The sequence below is a fragment of the Kitasatospora hibisci genome, assembly GCF_043950205.1.
Lineage (GTDB): Bacteria > Actinomycetota > Actinomycetes > Streptomycetales > Streptomycetaceae > Kitasatospora > Kitasatospora hibisci.
Genome location: NZ_CP171642.1, coordinates 7754074 through 7775653, shown reverse-complemented (window position 1 = coordinate 7775653; position 21580 = coordinate 7754074). Strand labels below are relative to the sequence as shown.

General features: G+C 74.1%; 13 protein-coding genes. 5 read left to right on the top strand and 8 right to left on the bottom strand.

The annotated features are described in order from the left end of the window. Positions 1-288: 288 nt before the first annotated feature. Entirely contained in the window at positions 289-657 is a 369-nt protein-coding gene (locus tag ACF9IK_RS33780) for an STAS domain-containing protein (protein WP_395297873.1), read from the bottom strand. 232 nt (positions 658-889) lie between these two features. On the opposite strand from ACF9IK_RS33780, the gene ACF9IK_RS33775 reads away from it, so the two are divergent. Continuing rightward, positions 890-1315, top strand: a complete 426-nt coding sequence (locus tag ACF9IK_RS33775) for a DUF2267 domain-containing protein (protein ID WP_395297872.1) — start codon at positions 890-892, stop codon at positions 1313-1315. Positions 1316-1382: 67 nt separating this feature from the next. Here the strand turns inward: ACF9IK_RS33775 and ACF9IK_RS33770 are convergent, their stop codons facing one another. Next, complete coding sequence (locus tag ACF9IK_RS33770) at positions 1383-1799, bottom strand: hypothetical protein (RefSeq protein ID WP_395297871.1); 417 nt, start codon at positions 1797-1799, stop codon at positions 1383-1385. Positions 1800-2240: 441 nt separating this feature from the next. Between ACF9IK_RS33770 and qcrB the strand changes: the two genes are divergently transcribed. Beyond that, positions 2241-3827: a cytochrome bc1 complex cytochrome b subunit gene (qcrB, locus tag ACF9IK_RS33765; RefSeq protein ID WP_395298757.1), complete on the top strand. Its 1587-nt coding sequence runs from the start codon at positions 2241-2243 to the stop codon at positions 3825-3827. A gap of 101 nt (positions 3828-3928) precedes the next feature. On the opposite strand, the gene ACF9IK_RS33760 is transcribed toward qcrB, so the two are convergent. Next, the gene (locus ACF9IK_RS33760; protein WP_395297870.1) at positions 3929-4246 is read right to left on the bottom strand and encodes a hypothetical protein; all 318 of its coding nucleotides are present in this window, start codon (positions 4244-4246) and stop codon (positions 3929-3931) included. A gap of 456 nt (positions 4247-4702) precedes the next feature. Between ACF9IK_RS33760 and ACF9IK_RS33755 the strand changes: the two genes are divergently transcribed. Further along, positions 4703-5122 carry a hypothetical protein gene (locus ACF9IK_RS33755; protein WP_395297869.1) on the top strand — a complete coding sequence of 140 codons (420 nt, stop codon included), beginning with the start codon at positions 4703-4705 and terminating at the stop codon, positions 5120-5122. Then, on the top strand, positions 5119-6204 hold the full coding sequence (locus ACF9IK_RS33750) for a polyprenyl synthetase family protein (protein ID WP_395297868.1): 1086 nt from the start codon (positions 5119-5121) through the stop codon (positions 6202-6204). Before ACF9IK_RS33755 ends, ACF9IK_RS33750 begins: the two co-directional genes overlap by 4 nt. Before the next feature lie 171 nt (positions 6205-6375). On the opposite strand, the gene ACF9IK_RS33745 is transcribed toward ACF9IK_RS33750, so the two are convergent. Then, complete coding sequence (locus ACF9IK_RS33745; RefSeq protein ID WP_395297867.1) at positions 6376-7968, bottom strand: PQQ-binding-like beta-propeller repeat protein; 1593 nt, start codon at positions 7966-7968, stop codon at positions 6376-6378. Between the two features lie 157 nt (positions 7969-8125). Here ACF9IK_RS33745 and ACF9IK_RS33740 point away from each other — a divergent pair, with 157 nt between their 5' ends. Then, on the top strand, positions 8126-8782 hold the full coding sequence (locus ACF9IK_RS33740) for an NADPH-dependent F420 reductase (RefSeq protein WP_395297866.1): 657 nt from the start codon (positions 8126-8128) through the stop codon (positions 8780-8782). A 64-nt stretch (positions 8783-8846) separates the two neighbouring features. Here the strand turns inward: ACF9IK_RS33740 and ACF9IK_RS33735 are convergent, their stop codons facing one another. The 4 genes from ACF9IK_RS33735 to ACF9IK_RS33720 all read right to left on the bottom strand — a co-directional run bounded on the left by ACF9IK_RS33735 (position 8847) and on the right by ACF9IK_RS33720 (position 21330). After that, on the bottom strand, positions 8847-9350 hold the full coding sequence (locus tag ACF9IK_RS33735) for a hypothetical protein (RefSeq protein ID WP_395297865.1): 504 nt from the start codon (positions 9348-9350) through the stop codon (positions 8847-8849). After that, on the bottom strand, positions 9350-10657 hold the full coding sequence (locus ACF9IK_RS33730) for a tyrosinase family protein (RefSeq protein WP_395297864.1): 1308 nt from the start codon (positions 10655-10657) through the stop codon (positions 9350-9352). Before ACF9IK_RS33730 ends, ACF9IK_RS33735 begins: the two co-directional genes overlap by 1 nt. A gap of 156 nt (positions 10658-10813) precedes the next feature. Further along, positions 10814-16333, bottom strand: a complete 5520-nt coding sequence (locus tag ACF9IK_RS33725; RefSeq protein ID WP_395297863.1) for a non-ribosomal peptide synthetase/MFS transporter — start codon at positions 16331-16333, stop codon at positions 10814-10816. Then, positions 16330-21330, bottom strand: coding sequence for an amino acid adenylation domain-containing protein (locus tag ACF9IK_RS33720; protein WP_395297862.1), 5001 nt, complete (start codon positions 21328-21330; stop codon positions 16330-16332). The genes ACF9IK_RS33725 and ACF9IK_RS33720 overlap by 4 nt, the downstream gene beginning before the upstream one ends. Positions 21331-21580: the final 250 nt, after the last annotated feature.

The window sequence follows — 21580 nt, the reverse complement described above, 5'->3', positions numbered from 1 at the left end:
CCGCTGCTCGGCGTCCTCCGGTACGGGCCCGTGCCCGTACGGGGGCGTCACCGGTGCATCGCTCACGGGTACCGTCCTCCGGATCGGCCGTACGGCGGGGCGGGCCGTCCGGACGCCACCGGGCCGCGGGAGCGGCTACGCCGCCCCAGCTACCACTGTGCCATCGGTTCGCGCGCGGTGACAGGCGGCGGAGGCGGGAGGTCCGGCACCGGTCCCGGCGGTGCGGGCCCGCACCCGAACCGCGGCCGCGCGGTTCCGGCCGCGCACCGGCCCAGGACGTGATTCCGGTCAGTCGGGCGGCTCGTCGCGGATCCGGAAGGCATCGGTGGCGCCGGTGAGTTCGAGCATCCGCAGGACGAGCGGGCGAGGGCGCACGAGTTCGATCCGGCTGCCACCGGCGTCCGCGATCGCCCGACCGCGCAGCATCGCGTTCAGGCCCGTGGAGTCGCAGAACCCCAGACCGCCGCAGTCGATCACGACGGTCGTGCCGGCGGTCTGCAGCGCCGAGTCGAGTGCGGTCCGGAGGAGGTCGGCGGAGACCATGTCCAGCTCGCCGCTCAGGGTCAGCACGGTCCCACCGGCCCAGGGGCGGACGGAGACGGTCAGGCCGCCGGGCCCGGTCGTCCGGTCCTCGTTCTTCGGCGTGCGACGCTCCATCGGGATCCGCTCCTGCGCCCGCGTCTGCCGGGCCCTTCCACCATAGGACGCGCCGGGCCCCGCTCACCCGTTCGGGCGAGCGCGCGATCGAGCCGTCCCGGTCCTGCCCGGGGAGCCGGGCCCGGGCCCGCCTGTCCGCCACCGCTGCACGCGGCGCTGTGGCAGCCGTCGAAGTGGGCGGCGTAGCCTCGCAGACAGGGCTTCGCCGGGGCGGGCGGAAGGGGACTCGGCCATGAGGTACGACGAGATCATCGCCACCGTGCAGCAGCTCACCGGCCTGCCGGACCGGCCCGCCGCCGCACAGGCCACCGCGGCCGTCCTGCAGACGCTCGGCGAGCGCCTCCCGGCCGGGCTCGCCGCGCATGTGGCCGCCCAGCTGCCGCCCGAGCTGGCGGCCCCCGTCCGGGAGGCCGCGCACCAGACCGAGGAGCACGGACTGGCACACGCCTCCGGCGAACGGTTCAGCCTGGCCGTCTTCGCCGGCCGGGTCGCGGCCCGGGCGGGGACGAGCGACGACGGCGGGATCCTGGAGTCGGCCGCCGTCCTCGAAGTCCTGGACGCGGCACTCGCACCGGAGCTGATGGACAAGATCGCCGCCGTGCTGCCGCACGACATCGCGGAACTGCTGCCCTCCCGCCGCGCCACCTCCGCCGACTGACGCGACCCGGTCACGGCGCGGCCCCCGTGTTGCCGCGGGGCGGACCCCCGCTGCGCCACCGCCGCCGTCAGCCCCACCACTGCTCGGGGACTGCGGCCGGCTCGGCCCGCGGGTCGGGCGCGGCCTCGACCGGTGGCGGGCCGGCGGTGACGAGCACGCTGTCGGCCGCGGTCTCGGTCACCCGGTAGCCGGAGGCCCGGAGTACCACGGCGACGGCACCGCTCACCGCCGCCCGGACGACGTCGGCCGGGGGCGGGCCCGCCGCGCCGCCGTCGCCGTCCATGCCGTCCAAGCCGTCCAAGCCGTCGACGCCGTCCGGCCACCCGGCCGGCCCGTCGGCCCACGCCTCCGTCGGCGTCCAACCGACGACCACGCCCTGCGGCCGGTGGCCGATCCGCAGGCCCGACGGCCCCCGTCCGGTGTCGAACCCGGCGTGGGCCAGGGTCGCGGTCACGTCCTCGAAGAGTTCACGGTGATCCACCATTGGCGCAGCGTAGGACGGGGACCACGCCTTCCCGGCGCACGGCGCGCGGCGAATCGATTCAGCGAGACGTCACCAGCACTCGGGCGGCCCCCGGCACCCCCCACCGGCGGCCGAACGGCGTCAAGACCCCCCGGACGGGCCGACACGAGCCGCCGGACGGGCCGATGGACGTGCACAGGCGGCCCGCTGCCGACAGCATGGCAGAGTAAGCGCTCCATCACTTTGAGCAACGGGGCCGGCGGATCGGCGGATCCGCGACGCCGGGCCCCCCGGCCGCCCCGCATCGAGAGGTCCCATGATCACAACACTCCGCCGGCCGGCAGCCCCGCAGGCAGGCTCCCCGGTCGGTTCGCAGCGGACGCCGGGGAGCCCGTCGTGAGAGCCGACCAGCAGTCGAGCCCGGGACCGGTCACCAGCACGCGGGCCGAGCCCGCCAACAAGGTGGAGGCCCTCGCCGACTGGACCGACGGCAGGCTCGGGATCTACGCCCTGGCCAAGTCGAACATCCGCAAGATCTTCCCGGACCACTGGTCCTTCATGCTGGGCGAGATCTGCCTGTACACCTTCGTCATCATCATCCTGACGGGCGTCTGGCTGACCCTCTTCTTCAAGCCCTCCATGGCCGAGGTGATCTACGAGGGGCAGTACATCCCGCTCCGCGGCGTCGAGATGTCCGAGGCCTACCGCTCGACGGTGGACATCAGCTTCGACATCCGGGGCGGCCTGCTGATGCGGCAGATCCACCACTGGTCGGCGATCGTGTTCGTCGCCGCCATGCTGGTGCACATGATGCGCGTGTTCTTCACCGGCGCGTTCCGCAAGCCGCGCGAGATCAACTGGCTCTTCGGCGCCGGGCTGCTCATCCTCGGCATGTTCGACGGCTTCATGGGTTACTCGCTGCCCGACGACCTGCTCTCCGGCACCGGCATCCGGTTCATGGAGGGCGCGGTCCTCGCCGTGCCGATCGTCGGCACCTACCTGATGTTCTTCATCTTCGGCAGCCAGTTCCCCGGCGTCGACATCGTGCCGCGACTGTTCACCGTGCACATCCTGCTGATCCCGGGGATCATGCTCGGCCTGCTGGTGGCCCACCTGATCCTGGTCTTCTACCACAAGCACACCCAGTTCGCGGGGCCCGGCCGGACCGAGCAGAACGTGGTCGGCATGCCGCTGATGCCGGTTTACATGGCCAAGGCCGGCGGGTTCTTCTTCCTGGTGTTCGGCGTCGTCGCCTTCATGTCGGCCATCGCCACCGTGAACCCGATCTGGCTGTACGGGCCGTACCGGCCCGACCAGGTCTCCACGGACGCCCAGCCCGACTGGTACATGGGCTACTCCGAAGGCCTGATCCGCATCATGCCGGGCTGGGAGATCGGCCTGTGGGGCCACACCCTCAACATGGGGGTGTTCGTCCCGCTGATGATCTTCCCGCTGGTGCTCGCGGCGATCTGGGGCTACCCGTTCCTGGAGGCCTGGATCACCGGCGACCGGGGCGAGCACCACATCGCGGACCGTCCGCGCAACGCACCGGTCCGGACGGCGTTCGGTGCGGCCTGGGTCAGCCTCTACCTGGTCCTGCTCGCCGCCGGCGGAAACGACCTGCTCGCCACCCACTTCGACCTGTCGATCAACGCGATCACCAACGCCGCACGGATCGGCTTCTTCGTGGTGCCCGTGGTGATCTTCGTCATCACCAAGCGGTGGTGCCTCGGCCTGCAGCGCCGGGACAAGGAGAAGGTGCTGCACGGCCGGGAGACCGGCGTCATCCAGCGACTGCAGCACGGCGAGTACATCGAGGTGCACGCCCCGCTGCCACAGGACCGGCTGTACACGCTCACCTCGCACGAGCAGCCGCAGCCGCACATGCTGCCGGCCGAGGTGGACGAGAACGGTGTGGCCCGCAAGGTCGGCCTGCTGGAGCGCACCCGGGTCAAGCTCTCCCGCGGCTTCTACGGCCAGGGCAGCCAGATCGCCAAGCCCACCGCCGAGGAACACCAGGAGATCGCCAGCGGCCACGGCCACCACTGATCCGCGGCCCGAAGCGACGGGCCCGCCGCACCGTCGAGGTGTGGCGGGCCCCGTCGCTTCGGGCCGGCGGTCGCCCGATCGACCGGGTGACGGACGGACGGTCAGGGGCGCAGCGCGAACGGCACCACGGCGAGCAGCACCACGCCGAACGCGACCGAGAGGCAGACCGCCGCCCAGCGGGCGCAGATCCCGCGGCACTCCTCGCGGTACCGGGCCGCCAGCTGCCGGCAGCGCTCCACGGCACGGTCCACGACATCCTCGGCGTAGCGCAACCGCTCGGCGGCGTAGGCCTGTTCGAGGCTCTCCCGCTCCCCCGGCGACAGCCAGGGGAACTGCGCGGCGAAGGCCTTGGCGTCCCGAGCGGCCGCCGACACCTCGGCCTCCCATGCCAGGTAGCCCTCCAAACGGGCGATCTCCACCCGGGTGTCCACCCGCGCCCGGCCGGCCCCGACGCTCCCGCCCGGTCGAGGGCTCCGCACTCTCGGCCGGCGCTGCCTGCCACCCATGACCGCTCCTTGTCCAGAACCCGGCACCGCGGCGAGCAGGACGGCGGCAGCGGCGCACACCTTGTCGAGTCGGCCGCCCGGCATCACACGATCCCTCGGCGCAGCCACGCAACTACTACCAGTGACCGCCGCGGAGGCGACCCGCGACGCGCCGGGGCCCACCCGGAGCGCCACCCGCGCCCGAACAGGGCGATCCCGCACCCCGGAAGCGCGCGGGCGAACCCCCGCCCCGAGCCGCAGCCACGCCGGAGCGGGCGGACGGACACGCTCCGCTCACGAGCGGGTACGATCTGCGATCGAGGCGGCGCTCTGCCCTGCCGCCGGCCCCGCCGCCCCGGGCCGTCCGGAGCGCGAACCAGGAGGTCAGCCATGCCCGACGCCGGTCGGTTCAGTGAGTTGGGCGAGCAGGGCTCGCGGGCGGTGATGGAGGCCGCCGCGGTGCTGGAGCGCGAGCTGGCCGCCGGACTGGCGGACGCGAAGGCGGCCGGTACCCGGCTCACCTCCGAGCACCGCGTCGACGAGGAGGAGTTCGACCGCCTGGTCCACCGGGTCTCGGAGAACACCCACCAGCTGATCGACGCCGTGAGCGCCCGGGTCCAGGACGGCACCCGGGGCGACGCCGCCGAGCAGACCCGGCAGCTGACCGCCAACGCACACGACATCCTCGACCTGCTGCTCAACCTGAGCGCGCTGGCACCGGCCTTCGCCAACCGGTCGCTGCGCGCCGCCTTCGGCCCCGAACGCGAGGGGGCCGGGTCCGGCGACGGCGCCGAAGGTCGGCAGGGGTGACGGGGCCGGGGCGGGCACTCGCCGACGCCGAGCCGCTGGTCGACCGGGTCCTGACCCGCCACCGCGAGCGGACCGTCGCCGAACTGCTGCGGCACATCCCCGAGCAGAGTCCGCCGTATCTCTACGACCTGGCGGGCGACTACCCCGTCCGGCCGTCCAAGGGACTGCGGGGTGCGCTCTGCCTGGCCACCTGTGAGGCCTTCGGCGGCCGGCCGGAGCGGGCGCTCAACCCCGCGGTGACCGTCGAGATGTTCCACAACGCGTTCCTGATCCACGACGACATCCAGGACGGCAGCGAGCTGCGCCGGGGTCTGCCGACGCTCTCCGCCGCGTACGGGGTCGAGGTGGCGTTGAACGTCGGCAACGCGACCAACCTGCTCGGGCTGCGCCGGCTGATGGCCAACCGGCGGGAGCTCGGCGGCGAGCTGGCCTGGCGGCTGTTCGAGGAGACGGAGCTGATGTGCCGCCAGTCGCTGGAGGGGCAGGCGATGGAGATCGCCTGGATCCGCGACAACGCGTGCGACCTGGCGCCCGCCGACTACTACCGGATGTGCCTCAAGAAGACGTCCTGGTACACCTTCCTCTACCCGTGCCGCGCCGGACTGCTGGTCGCCGAGGGTGCGCACACCGAGGCCACCCGGCTCGACCGGTTCGGCTGGTACCTGGGCGCGGCCTTCCAGATCCAGGACGACGTGCTGAACCTCGTCGGCACGCTGGCCGACTACGGCAAGGAGATCGCCGGGGACCTCTGGGAGGGCAAGCGCACGCTGCTGCTGATCCACCTGCTGGAGCGCTGCACCCCGGCGGAGCGCGCCCGCACCGAGCGCTACCTGGAGGGGACGCGGGCGCAGCGGGGCCCGGGTGCGGCGGAGGAGGTCCGCTGGCTGTCGGAGCGGCTGACCGCGTACGGGTGCGTGGAGAGCGCCCGGGCGGCGGCTGACGGGCTGGTGGCCGCCGCCGAGCGGGAGATCGCCGAGGTGATGGAGGCCGCGCCCGCGCCGGCCGAGCCGTCCGAGGAGGCAGCCGAGGCCCGGGAGTTCCTGCTGGCGCTGCCGGGCTTCGTGGTGACCCGGGGCCGCTGAGCACCGGGACGCCGGCCCACCCGGGTGTCGCGGGCCGTCCACTGCCGCCGTCCACCCGTACGCCCACCCGCACGACGGCCCGGTGAACGTCCGGTGCACGTCCGCTCGATCGGCTTCGGCGACGAACCGCCCGACGAGCTCGGCCGCTCCGGCCCGGTCGGCGGCCGCCGGTCAGGCGAAGGCCGCGGGTCGGCCGAGGGCGACCAGGTGGTGGTCCTTGGTGCCCACGTAGATCCGGCCCTTGTCGGTGGCCGGGACGGAGAACTTGCTGACCGTGCCGAGCGCGAAGGAGCGCCGCAGCTTCAGCGTGCCGCCGACCGGCACCGGGTCGTAGGCGCGCAGCTCGCCTCCCTCGCCGTACTGGCCGGTGCCGGACCAGATCGCCCAGACCAGGGCCGAGCCGGAGCGGGTGCCGTCGGAGGTGACGACGGGTGAGCCGGACATCTTGAGGAAGTCCTCGGCGCTGGTTCCGGCGCTGGTCAGCTGCGGGTCGCCGGCGGAGTTGACGGAGTACTTCAGGGCGCGCAGCTTGCCGAAGTTCTCCACCGTGTAGACGTATCCGCCGTCGCCGCCCCAGACCGCGGGGTGGCCCCAGACGCCGCCGTAGGGGCCGGTGATGCCGACCGCCTTGTCGGTGCCGCCGGGCCCCTGGCCCATGCCGCCGAGGTCGTCCCGGTCGAGCAGGAAGATCCGGCCGTCCTTGCCGACCTGGACCAGCAGCCGGGGGTGGGCGGGGGTGCCGAAGACGGTCGACGGGAGGGCGACCGGGCCGCCGGAGCCGAGGTCGGTGTCCTTCTTGTCGAGGGTGGCGTTGTTGGTGGGGCTGAAGAAGTCCTTCGGCGCGAAGGTGCCGTCGCTGTTCACGGCGAAGCGGATCACCGACTCGCCGAGGCCGCCGGGCGGCTTGCTGCCGGGTCCCTGTGCGGGCGAGGCGCCGGCGCCCGGGCCGTTGGCGGTGGTCAGGATGATCCGGCCGGGGCCGTCGGAGACGAGGCCGCTGCCGGCCATCCAGATGGAGGCCCGCTGGGTGTCGGAGCCGGCCACCGTGGACCAGAGGGTGAGCTTGCGGGTGCGGGTGTCGAGGCCTGCCAGGGTGCCGATGTAGTCGCCGATGCCGCAGAGCGATCCGAAGCCGAAGTAGATCGAGCCGCCGAGCAGCAGGAGCCCGGGTCGCTGGAGCGAGCGGTAGGCGTTGAACGGCTTGCCGGGGGCGTTGACCGGGTCGCCCTGGACGGTGACCGGCCAGCCGCTGCGCTCTGCGCCGGTCTGGGCGTCGACGGCGTGCACGTAGTAGTGCGGGTGCTTGTCGTCGGGGCCGTCGTTCACCTTGCTGGTGAGGTAGACGGTGCCGGTCGCCGGGTCGTGGACCGGGGTGGAGGTGGTGCCGACGTTGGGCCCCGGGTCGGAGCAGCCGATCGCGGCGGAGGGCCAGGCCGCGCCCATCGCCCGGTGCCAGGTGATCTTCCCGGTCTTCGCCTCGATCCCGTAGACGTGGTTGGTCTCGGTGGCCACGACCACGGTCGGGCCGATCACCAGCGGCTGGGCGAAGACCTGGCCGTCGAGCGGCACGGAGAAGCGGACGCCGAAGTCGGACTCGGCGACCTCCTCGGGCGAGAGGCCCGGCTCGTTGCGGTCCCAGGCGGTCCGGTCGGTGCCGAAGGAGACGGTCGTGACGTCGGCGCGGGCCACGGCGGCGGGGCCGAGCAGCGCGAGGCCGGCGAGCAGGGAGGCGGCCCGGACGTACGGTCTGTTGGTTCGGTTCATGGCGACCATGGTTCGGCGGTGGACCGGCCGCCACCAGCGGGGGTGGTCCGGTCGGCGGTCGCCCGTTCGCGGCTATTCCCCGCACGGACCGGGCTGCTTGAACTATCGTCATCGCGGCCCGGGTCACGGGGCACGGGCCCGGAGAGACGGAGAAACTGTGCGATTCGGAATCATCGGCACTGGTACGGTCGGCCGCACGATCGCGGACAAGCTGGTGGCGCTCGGCCACGAGGTGACGCTGGGCTCGCGGACCAAGGACAACGAGACCGGGCTGGCCTGGGCGGAGCAGGCGGGCCCGACCGGGCACGCGGGGACGTTCGCGGACGCGGCGGCCTTCGGCGAGGTGGTGCTGAACGCCACCTCGGGGACGGTCTCGCTGGCGGCCCTGCGGGCGGCCGGCGCCGAGCGGCTGGCCGGCAAGCTGCTGGTGGACATCTCCAACCCGCTGGTCTTCTCGGCCGAGGGCGAGGTCTCGCTGGACCCGGTCGACACGGACAGCGTGGGCGAGCAGATCCAGCGGGAGTTCCCGGACGCCAGGGTGGTGAAGGCGCTCAACACGGTCACCGCGCCGCTGATGGTCGACCCGGGCCGGTTGGCGGGCGAGCACAACCTGTTCATCGCCGGCAACGACGCCGGTGCCAAGGCCGCGGCGGTCGCCCTGCTCGGCGAGTTCGGCTGGCCGGCGGACTCGGTGATCGACCTTGGGGACATCACGGGCGCCCGGGGCATGGAGATGCTGATGCCGTTCTGGCTGCGGCTGATGCGCAGCTTCGGCACGGCGGAGTTCAACTACTCCATCAGGCGCGCCCGGTAGGACGCGCACGGCGATCCCGCCGGCCGGTTTCGGCTCGGCGGGGCTCGCGGACGGGCCGGCGGGCTCAGCCCAGCTCGTGCACGCCTTTGCTGTCGTGCACGAAGACGGCGCGGGTGTCGGTCGCCTTGTACCGTTCCTTCCGGGTGAACGTGCCGGGCGTGCCGGCGCCCGGGCTGTCCGGGGCCTCGAAGTAGAGGACGTAGGTCTTCGCGCTGTCCGTCTCGCTCTCCAGCTGGAGCCAGCCCTCGAAGCCGGCGCCGGGGAACGTCCCGGTCGCGGTGAGGGTCACGACGGTGGCCGTCCGGGCGAGGGTGAAGTCCGCCGTGCCGACTTCCAGGCGCTTGTGTCCGCCCTCGTGCCAGCGGCGGAAGAGCGCGATCCACTCCTCGGGCCAGGGACCTCCGCCGTCGTCCGGGGGCATCCCGGCGCCGTCCACACGGGCGAGGACGTCGTCGGCGTTGGCGACCACGGAGTCGTAGTCCCAGAGGTCGAGGGAGAAGGCCATGTGCTCCCGGTCGGTGGCCCGGAACAGCGGCTTGATGTGGAGCTCGTACACCGGAGTGCGCATCAGCCGTACACCTCCATCATGACGTCCTTCAGGGCGACCTCCCGGACCAGCTCGGGCGGGCGCTGGGGCTGACCGGTGGCGGTGGGCGCGGGGCTGTACCGGAGGGTCAGGACCTGGGCCCCGGGGGCCTCCGGTGACTTCGCCAGGACCGCCGTCACGTCGAACCGGACGGTGCAGGTGCTCGGGTGGTGGGCGTGGGGCTGCTCGCCGCCGTGGTCGCGGCCGGTCCCGTGCTCGTGACCGCCGTCCGCGGGGCCCGCGTGGGCCCGCCACAGCACGGCGTAGCCGACGCCGTAGCGGTCGGCGAACTCCGCGTCGTCGGCACGGAACGGAACGTCGCCCGGGTGCACGTATGCGTGCAGCAGGTAGCTGCCGGTCAGCGGGACCTTCAGCTCGTCGAGGCGGACCACGACCTTGCGGCCGCCCTTCGGTGTGGCCACCAGACCGAACTGGGCCCGGGAGGCCTCCCGCATCTGCGTCGCGAGGTCGGGCGCCGAGACCAGGCTGAGCGGCCGGGTCGCGAGCAGGCTGCGCTCGACCGGCACGGGCACCGGCACCGCGAAGTCGTTCTTCAGCCGCTCGGTGTACTCGTACTCGTAGCCCAGCGCCACGGTGTCGGCGAAGTCCGCCACCTTGTGCCTGGCCTGCGAGAGGAAGCCACGCAGGTCGTGGTCGGGCGAGGTGACGGGCGGCGCGCCGTTGCGGCGCTGCCACTCGGCCCAGAGCAGGTCGATGAAGGCGTGGAAGCTGAAGTAGATCGCGTCCTGTGCGGCCGTCGACGGGTCTTCCATGTCCCCGCCGATGAACACCCCGTGCATGTAGTTGTGCGGGCCGAGTTCCAGGCGCCCGAAGTCGCCGCCCGGGTGCGCCGCCGGGTAGCCGGCGAACTCTCCCTGGTCGGTCTCCTGCGTGACGATCTGCAGGGTGTCGGGCGGTAGGTCGGTCGCCACATCGTTGCGCTGGGCGGCGAGGCCGGGCAGGGCGAAGGCGGGCGGGAACTTCCCGACCGGCTCCGGGTGGAGCCAGTCCCAGTACGGCAGCGTGACGTCGGCCGTCCGCGGCGGGTCGGACTCCTGGAGCAGCCTCTCGAAGTGGTAGAGGTGCGAACGGTGCCACGGCAGGAAGAGGTCGCTGCCGTGCTCGCAGGGGCCGACGAACATGTCGTTGTGCAGGGCCGCCTGGAAGTCGTACCCGGTGGGGTCGTCCGGGTCGGCCGCCGACCGGGCGCGAAGGATCCCGATCGCGTGGATGTAGTCGTCCAGCTCGGTCTGGCTGAGGGAGTTGATGTCCCGGCGGTTCTTGGTCATGGTGCTACCTCCGCCCGGAGCGTCGCACGCGAAGGACATGATCACCACTTGCAGGCAGAGCGTCGCTCGAGGTCACCGGCGTGGCGGGTGCCCGCCCCGCTGCCCGGTGTCGGGCAGCGGGGCGGGACGGGCCGGGACGGGCCCGGCGAGGTACGGCTACCGGCCGGCGCCGGCGGGAACGGGATTCTCGGGCCGGTCCGCGGCGGGCGCGGGGCGGGCACCGGGTACCACGGCGTCCGCACCACCCGAGCGGGCGGCCTCGGCGAGGGCCAGCAGGCGGTCGGCCTCGGCCTGGATGGCGTCCTTGTCGCCGATCTCGGCGTCCGGCAGGGCGTCCGGCAGCAGGTCCTCGATCAGGCGCAGCGGGCGGTAGGCGAGGCCGATCAGGCCCCAGACCGCCAGCACCAGGCCGACCAGGACCAGCAGCAGGCCGGCACCGCGACCCGGGCCGGTCCCGAGGACCATGCCGACCGAGTCGGCGAGCGCGCCGCCGGGGCGCATCAGCGGCTCGAAGACGTGGTCGGAGAGCGGTCCGGCGGTGAGGAAGCCGAGCGGCATCATCGACATGGCGAGCATCTGGTTGGTGGCCAGGACGCGGCCCTGCAGCTCCATCCCGACCTTGGTCTGGATCAGCGCCATCCAGTGCGAGTTGAGGATCATCAGGGCGGCCCAGAGGACGAAGAGCCCGCAGGCCGTGAGCGCGGCCTGCGGCCGGCTGCCGGCGACGACGGCGGCCAGGCCCACCACCGAGGTGAAGCCGATCATGCCGAGGGCGCGCCGCCGGGTGCCTCCCCACAGGGCCATCACCAGCGCGCCGGTCATCGCGCCGACCCCGCCCACGGCGGTGATCACGCCGAGCTGGACGGCGGATCCCCCGGCCAGCACCATCGGGGTGATCAGCACGGTGGCAACCGCGAACAGGTAGTTGAAGACGACGAAGAAGACCACCATGGCGACGAGGCTGTGCCGGCGGACGATGTACCGCCAGCCGGTGACGACCTCGCGCAGCAGCGGCTCCTCCTGCTTGTCGAACATCGCGTCCGGGAAGCGCACCAGCAGCAGGCAGGTGACGCCGGTGAGGAAGGTCGCCATGTCGAAGAGCACCACGCCGTGCAGGCCGATCAGCGAGACCAGCACGCCGCCGGCCAGGACGGCCATCATGTCGCCTGCCCCGGTGCCGAGTTGGGCCAGTCCGTTGGCCTGGCCCAGGTAGCGCTTGGGGACGAGCTGGGTGATCGCCGCGAGGTAGGCGGGGCGCTGGAAGGCCGAGCAGACCGCGCCGATGCAGGCCACCACGTAGATGTGCCAGACCTCCAGCAGGTCGGCCCAGAGCAGCAACCCGAGCGAGAGCATGCCGGCGGCCGCCACGGTGTCGGTGACGATCATGATCTTGCGCCGGTCGACCCGGTCGGCCACCGCGCCCGCGATCGGCAGCAGGAGGACGGCCGGCAGCACCGCGACCACCGAGATCATCGCGAAGTCGAATGCGGAGCCGGTCTGTTGGTAGACCCAGACGCCCAGCGCGAAGGTGGAGAGGCTGGTGCCGATCATCGAGACGAACTGCCCGATCGCCACCTTGGCGAAGGTGGCGAGGTCGGCCCGGGCGGCCGGGCGCTTGGCCGCGACCTGCTCGGCCACCGCACCGGTGGCACCGAACCCGGAGATGACGCGGGCGAGTTCGTCGGCCTGGTGCTTGAGGAAGTAGTGCCCGGCGCGCGGGATCACGGCCAGGTCGACGGTGTCGCCGAAGTGCTCCCACTCGGCGTACCGCTCCTCGTAGAGCTGGGTGGCGCGGTCCTTCTCCCCGACGACGCACAGGATCGGCGCCGCGATCGGCGCCGGCCGGCCGTCCCCGTAGGCTCGGGTGTAGAACTCCTCGGCCTGCCGCACGTCGTGGCGCAGCGCCCGGACCAGGAAGTCCTGCTCGGCCTGGTCGTAGACGTCGGTGAAGCCGCCCATGGCGCGCAGGTAGTCGAGGTAGGAGCGGTTCGAGAGCATCCGGTCGCCGGGCAGCCGCTTGGCCATCCACTCGGCGAACCGGCCGGGCAGCCGGGCCGCGGGGAAGGTCCCGCCGAGGGCGACGCCGCGCAGTTCGACGCCGGCCGCCTCCAGCCGGGAGGCCAGCGCGGTGGCGAGCGCGCCGCCGAGGCAGTGGCCGTAGAGCAGCACCGGGCCGTCGATGCGCTCGGCGATCTGCTCGGTCAACCGGTCGGCCAGGGAGTCGAGTTCGGCGAGCTCGTCGTCGGGTCGGCTCGGGTCGTGGCCGGGCAGCTCGACGGCGTAGAGCCGGTGGTCGGCCGGCAGGGCGTCGGCGAGCGGCTGGAAGGTGATCGGGCTTCCGCCGCCGTAGGGCACGCAGACGACGTTCAGCCCGGCGGGCGCGTTGCCACGGGTGAGCTTGTGCAGCAGGGTGCGCGGGCCCTCGTCCGCGGTGCCGCCGGCCCGGGCGTCGAGCAGTGCGGAGAGTTCGCGGACGGTCGGATGCTGGAACAGGTCGATCACCGAGAGACCGCGGCCGATCAGGCGGACGGCGTGCACGGCGGAGAAGGAGTCGCCGCCGAGCGCGAAGAAGTCGTCCGCGGCGCCGATCTCGTCGGAGGCCAGGACGCTCCGGTACGCGGCTGCCACCTCACGCTCGGTCGCCGTGGCCAATTCACCGCCTCCCCCGACGGGCTGGACGGCGATCGGCTCCGGCAGGGCGGTCCGGTCGACCTTGCCGTTGGGGTTCAGCGGCAGGGCGTCCAGGACGACCAGGGCGGCCGGCACCATGTAGTCGGGCAGTCGGCTGCGCAGCGCGGCGCGCAGCTCACCCGGGTCGGGGGCGCCGGCCGGGTCGGCGGGCACCAGGTAGCCGACCAGGTTACGGGCGGCGCCCTCGCCGCGGGCGACCACCACGGCCTCACGCACCTCGGGGCGACCGGTCAGCTCGGCCTCGACCTCGCCGATCTCGACCCGGAAGCCGCGGATCTTGACCTGGTGGTCGACCCGGCCGAGGAACTCGATCGCGCCGTCCGGGCGCCGCCGGACCAGGTCGCCGGTGCGGTAGCAGCGCCGGCCGCGCACCTGGGTGAAGCGCTCGGCGGTGAGGTCCTCCCGGCCGAGATAGCCGCGGGCGACGCCGCCACCGGAGACGTACAGCTCGCCGGGGACGCCCACCGGGACGCGTCGCTGCCGGGCGTCCAGGACGTGCGCGCCGACGTTGCCGAAGGGCCGGCCGAGCGGCGCGGTGGCCGCGTCCACGAGGTCGGCCGGGACGGGGGCGCCGAGCATGGAGACGGTGGTCTCGGTCGGCCCGTAGTGGTTGTGCAGCAGCAGGTCGGGGCGCGCCGCCCTGATCCGGGCGACCAGGTCCGGCCGCAGCGCCTCGCCGGCGCAGATCAGCAGCCTGCCGGGCAGGATCCCGTCGAGGCCGGCGCCGTGCGCGGCGATCCCCTCCAGGTGGCTGGGGACCAGTTTCATCGCGTCGATGCGGTGCTCGGCCGCATAGGCGGCGAAGGCCTCCGGATCGGTGGCCTGGTCACGGGTGAGCAGGTGCAGGCAGCCGCCGCCGGTGAGCGCGCCGAACACGTTGGTGGTGCCGAGGTCGGCGGCGAAGGTGGAGACCAGCGCCCAGTTCCAGCCCTGCTGGTCGCCGCCGATCCGCTCGCGCAGTCCGTGCAGGTAGTTGCGGTAGCTGCGGTGCTCGACGGCGACGCCCTTGGGCGCGCCGGTGGAGCCGGAGGTGAAGATCAGGTAGCAGAGGTGCTCGGGGCGGACGTCCACCTCGGGGCCGTGCGCGGCGGTCGAGCCGTCCGGGACGACCACCGGCGTGGCCGCGTCGAGCCGGCTCACGAGGTCCTCGGTGGTGACCACCGCGGCGGCCCCGGCCGAGGCCAGCAGGTCGCGGATCCGCTCGTCCGGGTAGACCGGGTCGAGCGGCAGGTAGGCGCCGCCGGCCTTGAGGATGCCGAGCATGCCGACGACCAGCGCGGCCGAGCGCTCCATCAGCAGGCCGACCGGGCGGTCCGGGCCGACCCCGAGCGCGCGCAGCCGCAGGGCCAGCGCATTGGCCCGGCCGTCGAGCCCGGCGTAGTCGAGCACGCCGTCGGCCCCGCGGACGGCCGGCGCGTCGGGGGTGCGCCGGGCCTGCTCCTCGACCAGGCCGTGCAGCGTGTCGCCGAGGTCCCAGTCGCGCACGGTGTCGTCCCACTCGGTGAGCAGGCGTTCCTCGGCCGGCGTGAGCAGGGGCAGTTCGGCGAGCGGACGGTCGAGGTCCTCGGCCATCGCGTCGAGCACCGTGGTGAGGTGGCCGAAGACACGGCGGACGGTCGCCTCGTCGTACAGCTCGCTGCGCCAGACCAGGTCGGCGATGAGGTCGCCGCCCTGGTCGACGACGGCCACGGAGAGGTCGAACTTGGCGGTGTCGGTGCCGACGGGCCGCCAGCCGGCCTTCAGGCCGGGCAGCCGGACGGTGGCCTCGGCCTGGTTGTGGACGTTGAGCATGACCTGGAAGAGCGGGGTGTGCGCGAGCTCCCGCTCCAGCCCCAGCACGTCGACCAGCCGCTCGAACGGCAGGTCCTGGTGGCCGAACGCACCAAGCGTCCCTTCGCGGACCCGCTCCAGCAGCTGCCGGACCGTCGGGTCGCCGGAGAGGTCGGTGCGCATCGCGAGGGTGTTGACGAAGCAGCCGACCAGCGGCTCGGTCTCGCTGCGGGTGCGCCCGGCGACCGGGGTACCGACCACCACGTCCTCGGCGCCCGTGTAGCGGGAGAGGACGGTCTGCAGCGCCGCCAGCAGCACCATGTACGTGGTGCTGCCCGTGCCCTCGGCGAGCGAGCGCACCCGGGCGCTGCGCTCGGCGCCGAAGTCGGCGGTGATCCGCTCGCCGCGGGTGTCGGCCACGGCCGGCCGGGGCCGGTCGGTGGGCACGGTGACGGTGGCGGTGGCGCCGCTCAGCCGCTCCCGCCACCAGGCCTCCTGACGGGCCAGCTCCTCGGCCAGACCGGTCTGCTGCCAGTGCGCGACGTCGGCGTACTGGACCGGCAGCGGGTCGAACGCGGGCGCGCGGCCCTCCAGGCGGGCCGCGTAGGCGGTGGCGAGGTCGGCGAAGAGGACGCCGATCGACCAGCCGTCCGCGGCGATGTGGTGCAGCACCAGGCTGAGCACGCTGCTCCCGCCGGTGCGCAGCAGGGTGGCGCGCAGCGGCAGGTCGGCGGCGAGGTCGAACGGCCTCCGGGCCTCGTCGGCGAGCCACCGCTCCACCTCGTCGGCGGGCACGTCGGCGGTGGTGAGGACGGCGCCGGCGGCGTCCAGCAGCTCGGGGCGGACGTCGCCGTCGACGGTGCGGTAGACGGTGCGCAGGACGTCGTGCCGCGCCAGCACGTCGGCCAGGGCCGCGCCGAGGACGGCGGTGTCGGGCTCGCCGTCGAGGTGGAGGGCGAGCGGGATGTGGTAGGCGGCGCTGTCGGGCTCGTACTGTGCCAGGAACCACATCCGCCGCTGGGCCGAGGAGAGCAGCGCCGGTGCGCCCTCCGGCCGGCGCGGGACGCCGCCCCGGGCGGGGGCGGCGGCGCCGGACTGCTGGGCCTCCTTGGCGGCCCTGGCCTTGGCCAGCCGGCGGCGGAGCAGCTCCTGCCGTCTGGCGTCCGGGGCGAGCGGGGCGGCCTCGCGGGCCTCCGCGGCGTTCTGGTCGGTCATGCGTTCTCCCCCGTGCGGGCGCCGGTGCCGGCGCCCATGTCGTCCGTACCGCCGGCGAACCCGCCGGCGGCGTCCGGGCCGTCGAGCCCGTCCGGTTCGTCGAGCTCGTCGAGCTCGACGAGCAATCGGTCCTCTATTCGGCGCGCCATCGCGGCCAGGGTGCGGGCCTCGAAGACGGTGCGCAGTTGCAGGTCGGTCTCGAAGGTGTCGCGCACCCGCGCGGCCAGCCGGGTGGCGAGCAGCGAGTGGCCGCCGAGCGCGAAGAAGTCGTCGTGCCGGGAGACCGCCGGCACGCCGAGCACCTCCTGCCAGAGGTCGGCGAGCAGTTCCTCGCAGTCACCCTCGGGCGGTGCCCCGGTGCCGCCGAGGACCGGTGCGGGCAGCGCGGCGCGGTCCACCTTGCCGGCGGGCGTCAGCGGCAGCGCGTCGAGCAGCACGAGCGCGGCCGGGACCATGTAGTCCGGCAGCCGGCCGACCAGGGCGGTGCGCAGCGCCTCCTCGGTGAGTGTGCCGTCGGTCACGGCATAGCCCGCCAGGACCGGTCCGGCCGGGGTGTCGGCGAGCCGGGCGGCGCCCGCGCCGACGCCGGGGACGGCGGTGAGCGCCGCCTCGACCTCGCCGAGCTCGATCCGGAACCCGCGCAGTTTGACCTGGGCGTCGGTGCGGCCGTGGTACTCCAGCCGGCCGTCGGCGCGGCGGCAGACGAGGTCCCCGGTGCGGTACATCGGTGCGCCCGCGCTGCCGCCGGGCTCGGCGGTGAACCGTTCGGCGGTGAGGTCGGGCCGGCCGTGGTAGCCGAGCGCGACGCCGGCACCGGCGATGCAGAGCTCGCCGATGCCGTTGACCGGCACCGGCCGGCCACCGGCGTCCAGCAGGTGCAGCCGGGTGTTGTGGATGGGCGCGCCGAGCGCCACCACCCCACCGTGGGCGGCCAGTTCGGGGGTGACCCGCTGGACGGTGGACCAGACCGTGGTCTCGGTCGGGCCGTAGAGGTTCCACAGCACGTCGGTGCGCTTGAGCAGTGCCTCGGCCAGGTCGGCGGTGAGCGCCTCGCCGCCGCAGAGCGCGGTCAGGCCCGGGCGGCCCGGCCAGTCGGCATCCACCAGCATGCGCCAGGTCGCGGGGGTCGCCTGGAGGTGGGTGACGCCGCGCCGCTCCAGCCATGCGGCCAGCGCGCGGCCGTCGGTGGCGGTGGCACGGTCGGCGATCTCCACCCGGGCGCCGGTGACCAGCGGCAGCCAGAGCTCCAGGCCGGCGATGTCGAAGGTGACGGTGGTGACCGCGGCCATCACGTCCTGCTCGGTGAGGCCGGGTTCGCGGCCCATCGAGGTGAGGAAGTTGACGATCGCCCGGTGCGGGACGGCGACGCCCTTGGGGCGGCCGGTGGAGCCGGAGGTGTAGAGCAGGTAGGCCGGGTCCTCCGGGCCGGCGGCGGCGGGCGGGGCCGGCGCGGTCGGCGGGGCGGCGGCCGCCTCCGGGCCGTCGACCAGGACGGCGGCCCGGCCGTCGAGCAGCGGGTCGTCGGCCGTGGCCCGCTCGGCGACCAGCAGCGTGGTGCCGGCGTCGTCCAGTACCCCGCGGTTGCGGGCGAGCGGCTGGTCGACGTCGAGCGGCAGGTAGGCGGCGCCGCTGCGCAGCACGCCGAGCAGAGCGGCGGGTAGCAGCCGGCCCCGCCGGACGGCGACCGCGACCAGCGTGCCGGGCCCGGCTCCGCGGGCCGCCAGCAGGTGCGCCAGCCGGTTCGCGGCGGCGTCCAGACCGGCGTAGTCGAGCACGCCGTCGGCCGCGGAGACGGCGACCGCCTCGGGGCTGCGGGCCGCCTGGGCGGCGACCAGCTCGTGCAGCCGAAGGTCGGGCACCGGCGCGGCGGTGCCCCTGCCGGTCTCGGCGAGGGCCGGGTCGCCGGCCGCGAGCATCGCCAACTCGCCGATCGGCCGGTCGGGTTCGGCCACCGCGGCGGCGAGCAGTGCGACCAGGTGGTCGAGCGCGGCGTGCACCGAGCGCTCGTCGTAGCGCGAGGTGCGGTACTCGGCGGAGAGCAGCGGGCCCTCGGGCGGGAACTCCAGGAACAGCGAGAGGTCGGTCTTGGCCGTGCCGTTGCACACCTCGGCGACGAACTGCAGGCTGAGACCGGGGAGTTCGAGGCCAGGGACGGGGTGGTTCTGGACGGCGAGGAGCACCTGGGCGATCGGCGAGGCGGTCAGCCCGGCCATGTCGCCGAACCGGCGGGCGTGCTCCAGGAAGGGGAAGCCGCTGTGCTCGGCGGCCTCCAGCACCACCGGGCGGACCCTGGCGACCAGGTCGCGGAAGGTGTCGGTGCCGTCGGCGTCGAAGCGCAGCGCGACGGTGTTGATCAACGAGCCGAGCACCTGCTCCAGCTCGGGCACGGGCCGGACGGCGAAGGGGCTGAGCACGGCCAGGTCGGAGCGTCCGGTGTAGCGGTGCAGCACGCCGCCGAGCGCGGCGAGCACCGCCATGTAGAGGCTGGCGCCCTCCTGCGCGGCCCAGCGCTCGGCCGAGCGGACCAGCTCGGCGTCGAGCCGGCGGGCGATCCGGCGGCCGGCGGTGTCCTGCGGGTTGGGGTGCGGGCGGTCGCCGGGCAGGTGCTGGTCGGCGTCCAGGCCGACCAGCCGTTCGCCCCAGCGCAGCGCGTCCTCGCGCACGGCGGCGTTGGCGCGCTCCTCCCAGCGGGCGACGTCGGAGACCTGCAGTGCGGGCTCGGCGAGCTGGCCGTCCCGGTAGGCGCGGCCCAGCTCGGCGAGGAGCAGCCCGGCCGCCCAGCCGTCCATCGCGGCGTGGTGGGCGGTGATCAGCAGCTCGTGCCGGCCGTCACCGGTGCGCAGGGCGAGGGCGCGCAGCAGCCGGCCCCCGGCCAGGTCGAGCGGGCGGGCGGCCTCGGCCCGCAGCGCGGTGTCGAGCTCCTCCTCCCCCGCACCGGTGAGGTCGCGCAGCGGAACGTCGACCGGGTAGGGCGGGCGGACCTCGGCGAAGGCCTCGCCGTCGCGGCCGCCGAACGCGGTGCGCAGCACCTCGTGCCGGCGGACCACCTCGGTCAGGGCGCGGCCGAGCGCGGCGAGGTCGAGGTCGCCGGTGGCGCGCACCCGCAGCGGCACGTTGTAGAGCGCGGAGCCGGGCTGGACGGACTCGTGCAGCCAGAGCTCGCGCTGGAACGCGGTGGGGCGGGCGGGCAGCGCGGCACCGCGCTCGGGCGGCGCGACGGACGGACGTCCGCCGCCGCCGTTGGCGACCCGGACGGCCAGCGCGGCGACGGTCGGCGCGGCGAAGAACTCGGCGAGCGGGACCCGGGTACCGAACAGACGCTCGATCCGGGCCAGCAGGCCAGCGGCGAGCAGCGAGTGGCCGCCCAGGTCAAGGAAGACGTCGTGCACGCCGACCTCGGGGACGCCGAGGAGCTGCCGCCAGAGTTCGGCGATCCGGGCCTCGACGGGCGTGCGGGGCGCGGTGAACACCTCCTGGCCGCCCCGGCCGCGTGCCACCGGCGGCAGTGCCTTGCGGTCGGTCTTGCCGTTGGGCGTGAGCGGCATCCGGTCCAGCACCCCGACGGCGAGCGGCACCATGTAGCCGGGCAGCGCGGCGGCGCAGTGGGCACGCAGCTCGGCGGCGGTCGGTTCGGCGGCACCGGCCGCGGCCTGGACGAAGGCGGCCAGGTAGTCGCCCGTCCCGTCGCGCTGGACGACGGCGGCGGCCGCCTCGACGGCGGGGTGGGCGGCGAGCACGGCCTCGATCTCGCCGAGCTCGACCCGGAAGCCGCGCACCTTCACCTGGTGGTCGACGCGGCCGTGGTACTCCAGGTCGCCGTTCGGCAGCCGGCGGACGAGGTCCCCGGTGCGGTAGCAGCGCTCGCCGAGGACGGTGACGAAGCGCTCCTCGGTCAGGTCGGGGCGGCCGTGGTAGCCGCGCGCCAGGCCCTCGCCGGCGAGGTAGAGCTCGCCGATGCCGCCGTCCGGCACGGCGACCCGCTGCTCGTCGAGCACGTGGCCGGTGGTGCCGTCGAGCGGGCGGCCGATGACGGGCTCGCCGGACTCGTTCCGGCCGACCAGCGACCAGGTGGAGTAGACGGTGTCCTCGGTCGGTCCGTACAGGTTGTACAGGCGCTCGACCTGCGGCTGGGCGTAGACCTGGTCGGCCAGGTGGCGCGGCAGCGCCTCGCCCGCCAGGTTGACCACGCGTACGCTGCCCGGCAGACCCCCGCCGCCGGGCAGGCCGCCACCGCGCAGTAACGCCGCCATGGCGCTCGGCACGGTGTTGACCAGCGTCACCTCGTCGCGCGCCGGCAGGTCGGGCAGGGCGAGCACGTTCTCCGCCAGCACGATCGTGCCGCCGACGGCGAGCGGGAAGAAGAGCTCGTAGACCGAGATGTCGAAGCAGACCGAGGTGCCGAGGAGCACGCCGGCCACGTCGGCCGGGGTGTAGGTGTTCGCGGCCCAGCGGAGCATGGCGTTGACGCCGCCTTGGGTGACCGAGACGCCCTTGGGCCGGCCCGTGGAGCCGGAGGTGTAGAGCACGTACGCGAGCGCGTCGGTCCCGGCGGCCGGGGCGAGGGGCGGGAGGGGCGCGGCGGGGCTGTCGCCGTCGGTGTGGAGCAGGGTCGCGCCGGTGCCGGCCAGCAGGTTCTCGTGTGCACGGTCGGTGACCACGACGGGCGCCTGCGCGTCGCCGATCACCAGCTCCAGCCGGTCCCGCGGGTATGCCGGGTCCAGCGGTACGTACGCACCGCCGGCGCGCAGCACCGCCAGCAGGGTGACCACGAGGTCCGCCGATCGTGGCAGGCAGACCCCGACGAGGGTCTCGGCGCGCACGCCGGATCCGGCCAGCCTGCCGGCCATCGCGTCGGCGGCGTCGGCCAGTTCACGGTAGGTCAGGCGCCGCTCGCCGTCGATCACGGCGATGGCCTGCGGGGTGCGTCTGACCTGGGCGCCGAACAGTGCGGCCAGCGAATCGGTCGGATCGAGCGGCGGATGTCCCGTCGAACTCATCAACTCTCCTGAGGGATGGCCCTGCGCCGACTTGTGGTCGGCCGGATTCGGGCGGTGTGCCACCGGAGATGGTGGGGTAAAGATCTCCGAATGACCAGCACAAGTCCCACACGTGTTCGATATGCCGGAAAGATCACTCTCCGACCCTCACGCAGCGCCGCGGCGAAGTGACGGTTCGTTGACGATTTTGCCGGATTTCCAGATCCCCCTGACATCCGGGCCCGGTGGCGCTACCTTCTTGGCGGGCCAC